2 protein-coding genes are annotated in these 16104 nt (G+C 46.0%); both read right to left on the bottom strand.

Annotated elements, in window-relative coordinates; genetic code table 11:
- The coding region (locus ACX0G9_RS30430; protein ID WP_459068765.1) for an amino acid adenylation domain-containing protein at positions 1-12677 on the bottom strand (12677 nt) is incomplete at its 3' end.
- Positions 12678-12738: 61 nt separating this feature from the next.
- Positions 12739-16104: amino acid adenylation domain-containing protein (locus tag ACX0G9_RS30425; RefSeq protein WP_459068764.1), on the bottom strand; the 3366-nt coding region annotated here is incomplete at its 5' end.

Genomic DNA, 16104 nt, shown 5'->3' with positions numbered 1-16104 from the left:
ATATAGTCCGGTAAACGGCTTTCCAAATACGCCAACAGACCCGCTTTGTCAAAGGAACCCTCCGGAACCACAAAACCTGCCAGCCGTGGATGACCCGCCCTGTCCGCAAAAACCTTTACGACCGCCTGACGAACCTGCCCGCTCTGCTCCAGTACCCGGCTGATCTCTCCTAACTCCACCCGGTATCCACGCAGCTTCACCTGCTCATCCTGGCGACCCAGGTAGACGATGTTCCCATCTGCCTGCCAGCGACACCAATCCCCTGTCCGGTATATCCGGCCAGGACCCTCCACGAAAGGATCGGAGATAAATCGCTCCGCCGTCAGCTCGGGACGGTTCAGATAACCTCGCGAAACTCCCGAACCCCCGATACAGAGCTCCCCGGTAACTCCAACGGGCACTGGTTGAGTATACGCATCAACGATATACAAACGAACATTATCGATTGGTTTACCGATCGATATATTGTTTTCCTCCACTTCCTCCAGATGACAAAAGCGATACACGCTACATCCTACAGTAGCCTCTGTCGGCCCATATTCATTAACGATCTCAGTTTTTCCATTCAACCAAAAAGCAACCTGATTAGCGTGCAAGGCCTCGCCTCCAACGACCAGTCTTCCTGTCAAAGACTCACTATTCCTCGTTTGCATCACCGACTCCAGTAAGGGCAAATGCGCAGGGGTAAGTTTTATAAAATCATAAGGGGCGTATTTGAGGAAGTTTTCTCCGGCAAATACATCCATCGGATCTCCCGATCCGATAATTATAGGCTTGCCCCATAACAAAGGCATAAAAAGGGCTGTCAGAGAGGCATCGAAAGTATAGGACAAGTGCACGAAACTTCCTGATCCGCCAACTTTCCCATTTTCTTCCATATACCGGGTTTTGCCGTTTAACAGGTAATTTACCACGCTGCCATGTTCGACCATTACCCCCTTTGGCTGGCCGGTAGATCCGGAAGTATAAAGTACATAGGCAAGGTCAGCCGGACCAGCAATTCCATGAATGGATCGGCCTGACTCCATTTCTAAAAGATCCTTATCCCGGTCAAGGTCAATGACAAAAGCATGATGATCAAATGCAAGCCTGGACCGGCAGGCACTATTGGTAACTAACAGTTCCACGCCCGCATCCTCCAGCATATACCGGATCCGGTCTGAAGGATAGTCCGGATCGATGGGTAAATATGCTCCCCCCGATTTCAATATCCCCCATAGACCAACGAACATTTCAAATGACCGGTCCAAACAAATGGCTACCAGATTCTCCCCTTTGATGCCCTTACTCTTTAAATAATGGCCCAATTGATTCGAACGAAGATCCAGCTCCCGGTATGTCCATATTCCATCGTCGGACACCAGGGCAACCGCATCAGGACTCCGCAATACCTGTTCTGCAAAAATGTCAGTCAGGGATTTATCAAGGAAAAAATCCTTTTTAGTATCATTGAAATCATCAATTAATTGCCGACGTTCCGGCAAAGACAATAAAGGTAAATTCGCTATCCTTTGTCCAGGCTGTTGAATTATTGATACCAGCAAAGTTTTAAAGTGAATGACCATCCTGTCGATCGTTTCATTCCGAAAAAGTTCCTTGCAATATTCCACACTGCCTTCCCATCCGTCGCTGCTTTCGACCAGAGAAAAGGTCATATCAAATCTTGCTGTATGATGATCTGCTTTTTCCGTCCATAACTCCAGTCCCGGCAAACTGTCCTGATCAACAGTATCCATCATATTGTTCTGCAAAACAAAAAGGACATCGAACAAAGGGTTTCTGCTCATATCCCGCTCCTTTACCACTGCCTCTACTACTTTCTCGAACGGCACCTCCTGATTTTCATAGGCTGCTAACGTCGTTTGTTTTACCCGTTGCAGCAAGGTTATAAAATCCGGGTTATCGCCCAACTCCGTTCGGAGCACCAATGTATTGACAAAAAGACCGATCAGCCCCTCAATTTCCTGCTGTAATCTGCCCGCCAGTACCGTACCAACGGCAATGTCACCCTGACCACCACAGTAACGGTACAATAATATCTTAAAAGCTGCCAGAAACGTCATGAAAAGTGTTACCCCTTCCTGTTGGGACAACCGTTGCAATCCTGCGCATACTTCCTTCTCCACCCGGAAAACAACCAGCCCTCCACGATTGCTTTGTATTGCAGGTCTTGTGTAATCGGTCGGGAGCCCCAAAGGCTGAATACCTTTTAATTGCCTGCGCCAATAGTCGAGCTTTCCCTGCAGCAGGGCTCCTGAAAGATATTGACGCTGCCAGATCGCATAGTCGGCATATTGAAATCGCAAGACCGGCAATTGTGGTTCCCGTTTTTCTACAAACGCTCCATATAATTCCACCAATTCCTTGACCAGGATGCCGGCAGACCATCCGTCCGAAGCGATATGATGTAATACCATAACCAAAATCCATTCCTGTGGGGATAACCAGATGAGATGTACACGTAATTTATTATCCCGGGCAAGATCGAAAGGAGCCCTGACCAACTGATCAATATAGGATTGCAGAATTGTTTCGTTTTCTTTATAGACCGGATCCTCTGTCACCGTCAATATCATTTTTCCATTTTCCATTACCCGCTGAAATGCTTTACCATCCTGTTCCTCCAAGGCCATACGGAAAACTTCATGACGGGCCACGATCTCCTGAAATGCATAGGCAAGGGCCTCCTGCACCAAAAGGCCCTTCATCCTTAATATCATGGGTATATGATAAGGAAAGCTGCCTTCCAACTGATCAATGAACCATAACCGCTCCTGGGCAAAAGACAGAGGTATCCTGTCCGGCCTGATATGCAGACTCAGCAAAGGGATATTTAATCCTCCTGACAAACCTTGCAAATAGCTTGCTAACCGGGAAATAGTGGAATAAATAAACAGATCCTTAATTTTCAAATCCAGTTCCATCTCCCCCCGGATTGCCGATACCATACGTGTTGCCGTTAAGGAATGCCCGCCCAATTCAAAAAAGTTATCATAAATCCCTATGGGTTCGCAACTCAGCACCTTCTGCCAGATCTTTACTAATTGCTTTTCCAGTTCAGTTTCCGGCGCTGCATATTTTTTACTCCCCAAACCAGGAAGATCCATGCCTGACAGGGCTTTCCGATCCACCTTCCCATTTGGAGTCAGAGGCATTTGTCCCAGTATTATCAGCCAGGAGGGTATCATGTACTCCGGTAAATGGTTTTTTAAAAAGGTGAGGATCTCACCCTGACAGCTACTGATGTCTTCCGGCTCCATTCCATTCCAGGGTACGACATAGCCTACCAGGCCGGCTTCCCCATGCGCATCTTTTCTGAACACGACGGCACATTGCTTCACCAGACCGCACTCATCCAATACCCGTTCGACCTCACCAGGTTCGATCCGAAAACCCCGGATCTTCACCTGCTCGTCTATCCGGCCAAGGTATTCGATATTGCCATCCGGAAGCCACCGGCAAAGATCGCCGGTCCTGTACATTCCGGCGTCCATATCGTCAGGCGCTTTTTCAGGATCCATTCCAAAAGGATCAGGCGGGAAGCGTTCCCTCGTCAATTCCGGACGATTCAGATATCCCCTTGCAACGCCGATGCCCGATATCCAAAGTTCCCCCGGTACCCCTATCGGGGAAAGGCCACGATATTTATTGGAAATAAATAATCGGATATTCCCAATGGGTTTCCCAATCGGAACAAGGTTATCTTCCAAGGTTCTGTCGGAGGTATTCCAATACGTAACATCAATTGAAGCTTCTGTAGGTCCATAAAGATTGTGCAGTTCTGCATGAGGAAGGCGATATTCGCATAAACGCACATGAGATTTTTTCAATGCCTCCCCGCTGCATAATATTTTTTTAAGCGTTGTGCAATCACCCGGATGCACTTCGGATAAAAATATTTCCAGCATGGATGGTACGAAATGGATTACCGTTATTTTTTGGGAATCGATAATCCATTTAAGATAATCAACATCCTTATGTCCTTCCGAATGAGCAAAAATTAATTTCGCTCCGGTTAATAAGGGCCATAACAGCTCCCATACAGATACGTCAAAACAATAAGTTGTTTTTTGCAGTACAGCATCTTGCTCCGTAAGGCCGTAATATTGCTGAGCCCAGCACAATCTGTTGACCAATCCCCGGTGCTCGATCATGACACCCTTTGGTCGTCCTGTTGAACCAGATGTATAAATTACGTACACAATATGATGTGGTTCGGAAAAAACTGCAACCCTGGTCGTAGGCTCCTTGGTAATCTCCTCCCATTCCGTGTCCAGTCCGATAATTAAACCTTTGTAATCTGCAGGCAGGCAGGATCTGCAGGCTCCGCTGGCCAGAACAATCCCAATGCCGGTATCCTCCAGTAAATACCCGATCCGCCCCGCAGGAAAGGTTGGGTCGATAGGTACATATGCTCCACCTGCTTTCAGGATTCCCCAAATGCCGATGATCATTTCCAACGATCGCTCCAGGCAAAGTGCTACCAGCATTCCCTCCCGAATACCTTTTTTGCGCAGGTAACAGGCCAACTGGTTCGATCGTTCGTCCAGGTTCCGATAGGTCAGCCATTCCTTTTCAAAAACGACTGCTATCGCGTCCGGACGGCGTTCGACCTGTTCTCCAAACAGTTCTACCAAGGTCTTGTCGATCGGATAATCCGCCCTTGTGTCATTGTACACATCAATAATCTTCCGCCTTTCTCCAAAAGAAAGAACGGAATGTCTGCCCATCCTTTCCTCATAATGCTCCAGGTAGTTATCCATAACCGCGTCGAAATACCCCTGAAGCACTTCCAGGGACAAACCGGACAGCAGTTTTTTTCTGGAGGAAAAATTTACCTGCAACTGGTTTCCGGTTACATTTACCGTACAGTCCAGATAAGTATTGGTAGAAGCATATCCTTCATTTAATGCACTATCATGGCTAGCTTTTAACAGATCGGAAACAGACAGGCTGCTCTCCAGGCTATTATATACGTGAAAATTTATAAAATTAAACAAGGTGTCGAAAAAGGGGTTTCCATTAACTGTCCGTTCCCCGGTAATTTTAGCAATTTGGAACAAGGTTGTTCTATCCCTTTTTTTTAATTCCGAAAGTTTGGCCTCAATCGCTTCGAAATAGGTCCTCCAGGTAAATTCTTCCTGATTAACCTCAAAACGGAAAGGGATGGTATTTAAAAAACAACCCAGCAATTTATCGCCATCTTCTATAATCGGCCGGTTATTGCTGACAAGCCCGAGGGTCACTTCCCCGTCATAGGTCAGCATGCTTATTGTATACAAGTAAGCTCCCAGAAACAACCCTTTAAGGGAAATATTATCTCCTTTAGTCCGGAGCGTCAATGTCCTTAAGTATTTTTCACTATATTTCTTTGCCAGCCTGTGATATCCAGGTTCCTGTGTAAATAATTCCAATCGTTGATAGCCAGACATCTCCGCTTTCCAAAAAATTTCATTTTCTTCTTTTCTTTTTTCTGCGATCCCTTCCAAAATAAAGTCCCTGTAGCTGCAAGACAATGGTCTGAGCGATTTCTGCCAGGGTTTTCCGACTAGACTTAAATACAGGTTATTAAGTTCAGTGTGAAGTGAAGCCACGCTCCATCCGTCTAAAATGGCATGATGAAACTGGAATAAAAATATTTTTTGGTCAGAAAGTCCAAACAGCGCAGCACGCCATAACGGGGCAGTATTGACGGCAAAAGGAATTGCTCTTTCCTTGCGGATATACCCTTGAATAAATTCACTTGCTTCGCCCTGGCTGGCATCCGATAAATCAAAGTACTCAACTTTTACGGGAACTGATTTGTAAACAATTTGAATTCCATCCGAATGAGCCTCCATATTAAACGCCGTCCTCAGAATACCATGTTTTTCAACAAGGAAAACCAGCGCTCTTTCAAAAAGAGCTGCTTCTAAGTTCTTAGATAAGGTAAAAATCATCTGATCATGATAGATGGCCAGGGAAGGCTCCAGCAAAGATGTATATACCATTCCACTCTGGATATCACTCATTGGATAAACATCTTCTATTTCCTCCTGCCTGGGCAGAACAGGAATTATGCTGTTTTTTAAGGCAATTATCTCTTCGTTGATATTATCCGGGGTTTTTGCGGCAAATGTCCTAATTACCGGCTGTTTATTGCTGATCAGCGCGGCCAATTGCTCCAGATCCGAAGACTCATAAACATCTGCAATATTTATTTCGTTATAAAATGCCTTACGCAAGCGGCTGACCACATTAATGATCCTGATAGAATCCCCTCCCAGTTCAAAAAAATTATCCTGTAAGCCAACGCGTTCCACTTCCAGCAACTCCTGCCAGATTTCGGCTATCTTTTTTTCTATCTCCGTGCGGGGAGCTACAAAAGCCAATTCATCCATCCCTGGATCGGGAAGTGCCATCTTATCGGTTTTCCCATTGGGTGTTAAAGGCATTCTTTCCAGTTCAATCAACAAGGATGGAACCATGTATTCCGGAAGACGCATTTCCAGATATCGCATTATTTCCGTTTTTCCAAATCCAACTCCCGGTACAGCATATCCGACCAAACGCTTATTTCCGCTTCTATCCGTTTTTGCCAGTACAACGACCTGGTCAACCAGGCCGCTTTCCTCCATCACTCTTTCAATCTCACCTAATTCTATCCTGTACCCCCTGATCTTTACCTGATCATCTACCCTTCCAATATACTCGATGTTCCCATCCTCCAGCCACCGGCCGAGATCTCCCGTTTTATACAATCGAAAGTCATGCTCTGTGTGAAAAGGGGCAGCAATAAATTTTTCAGCGGTAAGCTCATTTCCGTTCAAGTATCCCCTTGCCAATCCAGCACCCCCAACACAGATTTCTCCTACTATGCCCACAGCACATAACTCCTGCTGCCCGTTAAGAATATAAGCCCTGCGATTGCTTAATGGACGGCCAATGGGTATGCGCCAGGCCTGCTCCTCTTCTTTAAAGGAATAGGTTAAGGAAAAAGTGGTATTCTCGGTTGGGCCATATCCATTTATAATTTCCAGGGTAGGACAGGCCTCCTGTATTTTCCTGATATGATCTCCTGACAATTTATCCCCTCCAATCAGGATCGTCTCTAATCCTTCGAAAATTGTTATATCAGTATCGACCAATTGATTGAACCAGGAGGAAGTGAACCACATTATATTTACCTGCCTTTCTTGGATCTCCTTTTTCAACAAATCACCATCCATCAAAGCAGATTCTTCGCATAATACCAATTGTCCTCCGTTTAATAACATGCTCCAATATTCAAAGGTCGTGGCGTCAAAAGATATCGAACCCGTTACCAACAGAATATCTGTTTGCCGGATTTCAGGATATTCCATGCCCATGACCAGGCTGACAATATTCCGATGTTCAACCATTACGCCTTTCGGCTTTCCGGTAGAACCCGAAGTATACATCACATAGGCCAGATTGCCGGCGTGAAGTTCATTAGGTACATTTTCTACAGGTTCCCCGTTAAAGGCCGCTTCTTCTTTATCAAGGGCAATGATCATACAATCATGATCTGTGGGTATCCTTGCCTGGCATTTTCCGCTGCTTATTATCAAGGACGCTCCCGTATCTTCTAAAATGTAGCGGATTCTTTCCGTGGGATATGCTGGATCGATAGGGACATAAGCTCCTCCTGCCTTCAAAACACCCAGAATACCTACCATCAACTCCACCGATCGTTCGATGCAGATCGCTACAAGTGTTTCTTCCTTTACCCCATTTGCCTTCAGAAAATGGCCCAATTGATTTGACCGTTCATGAAGCGTTCTGTAGGTAAGCTGTTGTTCTCCGAAAATCAAAGCAATATGGTCGGGTGTACTTTGAGCCTGCGCTTCGAACAAGGCAGGCACTGTCATAGATTCCGGGTAAGGCCTTTTGGTATCGTTGAACGTATTTAACAATTGATGCCGTTCAGCCACGGTAAGGATATCAACCTGCATGATCCGTCCGTCAGGTTTTTTTACCATTGCCTTTAGCAACTCCTTATAGTGATCCAGCATCCGGGCAATGGTTTCACCTTTGTACAGGTCGATACAATACTCTACCGTTCCTTCCAGGCCTTCCATTCCTTCCTGCAGGGTAAAGGTCAGGTCAAACTTAGAGGTCTCGTGGACCACAGGCTCCGGCAAAATTTCCAGGCCGCCCAGCTCTCTTCCATTCAAAAATGCCTTAGGATTATTCTGTAACACAAATAATACATCGAATAATGCATTCCTGCCCTTGTCCCGGTCTTTTACCACCTGGTCGACGACTTTCTCAAATGGAGTATCCTGATGCCCGAAGGCCTCCAGGGTGGTTTGTTTCACCCGTTCTATCAATGTTATGAAGGCTGGGTTATCACTCAGGTCGGACCGTAAGGCAAGCATATTAACGAAAAAGCCGATCAGACCTTCCACCTCCTGCATATTACGGTTGGCAACAACGGTGCCCACCGTAATATTTCCCTGACCGCTATAGCGGTATAATAAAACTTTAAAAGCAGCCAGCATGGTCATGAATATGGTTGCGCCCTGCCGTAGAGACAAAACCTGAAGAGCCTCGCTTAGGTCTTTATCGATCCGGAAATAATGATATCGTCCCCTTATACTTCTGACAGAAGGGCGTGCGTAATCCGTAGGAAGATTCAATGGCTCCGCCCCTTTCAATTTCTCTTCCCAATAGGAAAGTTTGTCTGTTAATATTTCTCCTTTCAGGTATTCCCGCTGCCAAATCGCATAATCTGCATATTGGACAGGAAGAGGTGACAACATCGCTCTTTCTTCTTCCAGAAATGATCCGTAAAGTTCCACAAACTCTTCCACCATAATTGATCCTGACCATCCATCTGAAGCAATGTGATGAAGTACAGCTACCAAAACATGGTCCGTTTCTGAAAGCCGGATTAAATGCACCCGCAATTTATGATCGCGGGACAGATCGAAGGGTTCGTCGATCAATCGCCGTATAAGAGAAAGCAGGGCCGGTTGGTTTTCCACAAAATCAGGGCCTTCGATTTCTGTTAATACCCAAATATCTTTTTCCAATACCCGTTGATGAGTCTTTCCCTCTTCCTCTTCGATTATCGTGCGCAATACCTCGTGACGATTTACAATTCCACGTAGTGCATAAAGAAGTGCATCTTTTTGAATATCTCCCCTAAGCCGGAGAGTTACCGGTATATGATATTGTACACTGCCATCCAACTGGTCAATAAACCATAGCCGCTCCTGAGCAAAAGATAAAGGAATTCGCTCAGGTCTCTCCCTTGCAGAGAGCCGGAGATAGTCTGTTTGGCCGGATCGGTCCGTTAATAAGGCTCCTATGGCAGCTATGGTAGGATGCTCGAATATTTCACCGATAGACAATTCTTTTCCCAATCGTTTGCGGATAGCTGAAATTACCCTGATGGCCAGCAGGGAATGCCCCCCGGATTCAAAAAAATCGTCATGGATTCCAACCCGTTCCCTTTCCAGCAATTCCTGCCAGATAGCAGCCAAATCAATTTCCAGCTCGTTACGGGGAGGCGAGTATGGGTTGTTCGCTGACTCTCCTGGTTCTGCCATTGGAAGTCTGCTTCTGTCAATCTTACCATTACTGGTTAAGGGTAGGTGATCCAATTCCACCAGCAGAGATGGAATCATATAATCCGGCAATTTTTCTTTTAGATAACATAATATCCCTTCCAGGTCGAATTTCCCTCTCGGTACCAGGTAGGCCACTAGTCTTCCCTTTTCCTTTTCTCCCAGAACAAAGGACTGCCTTACCAATGTTGTATGCTGAAGCACGTTTTCGATCTCTCCCGGCTCTACGCGATAACCCCTTATTTTTACCTGGTCATCTTCCCTGGTCAGATATTCCATATTACCGTCTTCCAGCCACCGGCAGAGATCCCCTGTCTTATAAAGTCTGTAGCCCGCGCCTGTATCACCGGATGGATCTGCTATAAAGCGTTCTGCTGTAAGATCCTGACGATTCATATAACCTCTGGCCAATCCATCTCCCCCAATATATAATTCACCTGCAGTACCAACCGGACATAAGGCAAGGTCTTTCGATAGAATCAGGGCCCGGGTATTTGAAAATGGTTTCCCAATAGGTATTGCCCCTGGATATATTTCGCCTTTGCCCACGACATGCAATAACTTTCCAATGGTTGTTTCGGTAGGCCCATAGTGATTGATGATCATACAGGAAGATCCTGAATGGGCGATACGTTCAATATACCCTTTTGGCAAGGACTCTCCTCCGAAAAAAAGCAATTGCTTAGGTAGAACAATATCCCCTTCCATACATAAAGCCGCCCAGTGGGAAGGAACAATCTTCAAACAATCAATGGCATGTTTTTGGAAATAGTGTTGAAACAGGGTGGCATCGCTGACCGTGTTCTCCGAAAGCAGGTGCAGCGTGCCTCCTGAAAGCAATGAACTAAAAACAACCGTATTACCAAGATCGGCGGACATCGACGAAACCAAAGCAAAGGATTTACAGGCATATATTTCTGGAATTCTTTTCCGTAAACCCAAAACATAATCCATCAGGCTTTTATGTTCGATCATAACTCCTTTTGGTTTCCCGGTCGAACCTGAAGTATAAATTAAATAGGCCAGATTTTTACAATTCGGAACGGAAGATTTTTGGAGTTCGTCTTCACCGGCAGATGAAAAGGGTATGGTATCCGCATTTACTACACTGACTCCCGCCAGTGAGCAATTCCTGTTTATCAGCTCCTGCAACTTTTTCTCATACTTCGCTCCGGTAATTACGTTTGTACAGGAAATATCTTCCAGGATAAAACGTATCCGGTCTTCCGGGAATTCCGGGTCAATCGGGACATATGCGGCTCCTGCTTTCATTATTCCCAGTAAACCTGCTATTATTTCCGGTGATCTATCCATGCAGATCGCTACCAATCCTTCTTTTGGAAGTCCCTTCTTCCTCAGGTAAGCGCAAATCTGCCCGGCGCGGTCGTTTAGCTCTTTATAGGTTAACTGACCGTTCTCAGCAAATATAGCGATCGCATCCGGCGTTTTTTTCTGTTGCTCTTCAAAAAGATCAGGGAATGTCTGGTCCAGTTCAAAAGACCCCGTGCCAAAATTGAAGTCCTGCAAAAGCTGATGTTTTTCAGTTTCCTTTAGCATATTCAGGGAGCCAATAGGTTTGTCCGGAAAATCAACAATACTCTTCAGCAGGTTCTCATAATGCCCAACCAGGCGGTCAATAGTACTTTCCTTATAAAGATCCTTCCGATAAGTGACACTTATTTGCAGACCTGATGGTGACTGGCCTATGCTAAGGGTAAGATCGAATTTTGAAGTGATCTTGCCGGTGGCCTCGGGCAGAAGATCAATTGATCCTTTCACAACTCCAGCTCCGGGCGTATTTTCCAGTACAAACATGACCTGAAATAAGGGGTTACGGCCAGGCTCCCGTTTTATTCCCACTACCTCCACAACTTTCTCAAAGGGGACTTCCTGGTGTTCATACCCATCCAATGCCATTTGCCGGACCTGTCCTAAAAGATCGGCCATGGACATATTCCCTTTCATCCCGCTCCGCAATGCAAGCGTATTGGTAAAAAAACCAATGGATCCCTCTATTTCTTTCTGCTGTCTACCGGCTATGGAACTCCCGATACAAATATCTTCCTGTCCGGAATAACGATACAGCAATATTTTAAATACGGCAAGCAAGGTCATATATAAAGTAGCTCCTTCCTTTCGGGAGAACTCAGTCAACTGAGTTGTCAGCTCCTTCCCGATATGTTGATTAACCCTTCCACCGGCGATATTTTGTATCATTGACCGGGGATAGTCTGTTAACAGATTCAGCGACGAAACACCTTTCAATTGATCCTTCCAATACGCGACCTTCCTGTCAAACACCTCTCCGCTAAGATGTTCCCGTTGCCAGATGGCGTAATCGGCATATTGTATAACGATCGGCTTTAACCGAGGAGGGCGGCCCTCCATATATGAGTCATATAATTCCCTGAACTCTTCTACCATGATACCGACCGACCATCCGTCAGAAGCAATATGGTGCATCGTCACCACTAATAGCTTTTGTTCGTTATCCAACCTGATCAGGTGTGCCCGGAATTTGTGATCCCTGGAAAGATCAAAGGGCTTATTTACCAAACCTTCCACATACTCCTGCAAAGCTTCCTCATCTTTCCGGCAGGCAGGATCATCGACAACTTCCAGTCCCCATTCGTCCTCCTCTAAAATTCTTTGATAAAGGTGGCCATCCCTTTGTTCAATGACCGTCCTTAACACTTCGTGGCGGTTCACTATGTTTCGCAATGCGTAAGCCAGGGCTGCTTCATTTAAATCATTCCCGAATCTTAATACGGTCGGCACATGATATTGCAGGCTTCCCTCCAACTGATCAATGAACCACAGGCGTTCCTGTTCAAAAGACAAGGGAATATGCTCATTATCCCTGCCCTTTTGGACCTTAATCGCAGTCAGGGAAAACAAGGAGGTTTCGTTTCCCTGCTGGCTTTTGAAATAGGCTATCAAATGCTGTTTTTTTTCCTTCAACTCGTTTAGCATGGCCTGTTCAATTCGCTTGTCCTTTTGCACATTTACAATCAACTCATCGTTATCGAATGAAATTTTAATCCCGGCATCATTCGATTTTTCCAATAAATCAAGTACATCAACTAATGGAAGATTTGACATAAGTATTTTTTTTGGGAGTCCTTTTCAGATCCTTTTTTTGGGAGTCCTGTTCAGATTTTGATTATATTCTTATGGAGGTATATCCTTCTGTTTCGGCCATTTGTGCCGTTCTGCCGACACCGATATATTTAGCCATTAATTCGATAGTGGTAAGCTGAAACAGGAATTTGATCGGAAATTTAACGTCCAGCTCTCTGTAAATAGCGGACATCATTCGGGTAGCCAGAAGGGAGTTTCCGCCCAGTTCAAAAAAATCATCATGGATTCCTATTCGTTCAATGGCTAATAACCTTTGCCAGATTTCAGTCAATTTCTGTTCGACTCCATTGCGTGGGGCCGTATAAGAGTGTCTTAACCGGTCGGAAAAATCGGGAGCCGGCAGGCGTTCTCTATCAATTTTACCATTTGTGGTCAACGGCATCTGATCCATCATTACAAATAAGGAAGGAATCATATACTCCGGCAATTGGCTCTTCGCATAAGCAAAAAGTTTTTCGCTGTCCAATCCATCATCTGCTACGACATATCCCACCAGCCTTCTGTTCCCCTTTCCATCCGTTTTCGGTAGTACAATCAGCTGGCGCACGAGTCCGCTTTGCTCTAATAATCGTTCGATCTCTTCCGGCTCGATCCGGTAACCGCGGATTTTTACCTGGTTATCGTTTCGTCCTACGTAAGCGATATTTCCATCAGGAAGCCACCGGCACAGATCTCCTGTTTTATAAAGGGTGGAACTGGTAACGGCATCCTGAAAGGAAGGGTTTCTGCCGAATGGAGGGGTTATAAAACATTCCTTTGTCAGATCAGGACGATTGAGATAACCTCTTGCGAGGGGGATTCCTCCCAGGCATAATTCTCCTGTTACGCCTACCGGAACCAGTTCGCCCTTCTTGTCTGTTATGCAGGTAAAGACATTCGGCAATGGTCTGCCGATTGGCAAATAGTTTCCCTGACCGGCGATACAAGGATGTTCTATCACGGTAACGGCAGTTTCGGTAGGTCCGTATTCATTATAAAAATCCACCTGCGTATTCCATCGATCGGCTAATTTCGAATCGCAAACCTCACCGCCTGAAACAATTCTTTTTAACTTTTCGCATCTGCTTACGTTTATGTTTTCCAAAAAACTTGGAGTAGCATGCAAATGAGTTATGTTCATTTCTATTAAAAAATGTTCGAATAACTCTACATTTAATTGCAGCCCTTCCGAAAACAAAACCAGGGTGGCCCCGTTGGATAGAGCCAGGAACAATTGTTCCACCGAAGCATCAAAACAATAATTGGAAAACAGGAGAATTCTTTCCTCTTTTCCTATATTAAAAAATTTAGTTTGGGAAAAGATAAGATTCACGACGGATCTATGTTCAACCAGGACGCCTTTAGGACGGCCTGTGGATCCTGATGTATAGATCGCATAGGCCAGCTGTGAGGAATTAGTCCCTGACTGAACCGTGGTATCCGGCTCATCGCTAATGATCTCCCAATCTTTATCCAATTCAAGGATCTTGGGGCAAAACCCTGATGGCACCTTAGACCTGCAGACATTACTTGTCAACAGGATAGACGCACTCATATCTTCCAGCATATATCCGATCCTGTCCTGCGGATAAGACGGGTCTATTGGAACGTAGGCTCCACCGGCCTTTAATATTCCTACTATTCCTACTATCATATCCAGGGAACGTTCTATGCAGATTGCAACCAGGCTTTCAGGTCCCACTCCTGATTTTTGTAGATAATGGGCCAGTTGGTTCGAACGCTCGTCCAATTGCCGATAGGTCAACTGCGAATCCGCCAATTGTAATGCTATCCTATCCGGTGTGCTGGCCGCCTGCACCTGGAACAGGTCCGCCAGAGTTATTTCCCGGGGAGAGTCCGCTCTTTTGCTATTGAATTCTTCCAGCAATTCCTGTATTTCCGGCAGTGTCAAAACCGATATATCCCTTAACAAGCCATTTGGTAATGTCTCTGATGTAAACTGGCGCAATACCTGTTCAAAATGCCCCTGTATCTTTTTGACATACACTTTTTCCAGAAAGGCCGTATTGTAATTAAAACGGACGGTAATTTTGTCACTTACGCCTATCGTCAGGCTCAGGGGATAGTTATCCTGTTCATGAATCCGGACATCGGCAATTCCGAGGCTCCACTGGCGTTCTTCGATCACTTTGCTGACCGGGTAGTTCTCGAATACGAGCAGGCTGTCGAACAGATCTCCTGTTATGCCCAACCCTTGTTGGATCCCGCTCAATCCACTGTATTGGTACTCCCTGCTTGCTGCCTGCTCCTGCTGTATCCCTTTCAGCCAGGACAATATATCCTGATCCTCCTTAATACACCCATGAAAGGGAAGGGTATTGATATACATCCCTACTCGTCTTTCCACTCCCGGTAGATCCTCCGGCCTCCCGGATACCGTTATCCCATAAACGATATCCTTGTTTCCCGTATACCGGTATAAAAGATAGGACCATACCGCCTGCATCAATGTGTTGACCGTTAACCGGTGGCTTTGCGCAAACCGAACGATCCGCTCCGTTTCTTCTTCCTTTATTTCCAGTCTTTCTTCCTGGTATAAACCTATCCCCTTATTTCGCGTAGCCGTTGATTTTATAAAGGGCAGTAAGGTAGCTTCCGTTAATCCCGATAAGTATTCTCTCCAGTATACCCCTTCCTTTTCTTTGTCCCTGCTTTCGATATAACGTATATAATCTTCGTATTTATCTTCCGTCTGCGCGAGTCCTTCTCCGGCCAAAATTTCTGATATTGTCGGGATCTGCGTTTTTTTAGCTGTCACTAATTCTTCATAACGGGTTAATAATTCTTCCAGTAATACCGGCACGGACCATCCATCCAGGAGCATGTGGTGATGCGTCCACAGCATCCGGTAACAATCTTCCTCCAATCGCAGCAATCCAATGCGCATCAGCGGTGCGGCTGTCATTACAAATCCCTGTCTTCGGTCCGCTTCCCCATATTGCCGGATCGCTTCGGCCTGCTCCGCCCCTTCCAGCCCCCGGTAGTCCTCCTCTGTTACCGGCAGCGTCACCTCCCGGTATACAGCTTGCACCGGTATCGAAAATACATCCGCATAAAATCCACTTCGCAGGATGCTATGCCGCCTGAGCAGATACGCCCAGCTCTGCCTGAACGCTTCCTTGTCCAGCCCCCGCAGCTCACAACTGAATTGTTCGATATAGGCGCCGGCCCGCTGATCATACAGGCTGTGGAACAACATCCCTTCCTGTAAGCCGCTCAACCGGTACAGCCCTTCCAGCTGCTCCTTCAGCAGTCCGCCTGCAACAGGCGTCTCCATAAACCGGTCCAGCTCCGCATAATTCAGTTCTTTGCCCAGCCCATAATCCGAAGGCGTATAGACCGGACCATGCGCCTGCTGTCCGGTGCAATGAACGATCAGCTTAACCAG

This window comes from Flavitalea flava, from assembly GCF_054461575.1.
Note: the sequence above shows the minus strand (reverse complement) of the source record. Positions and strands in the feature narration are given on the sequence as shown.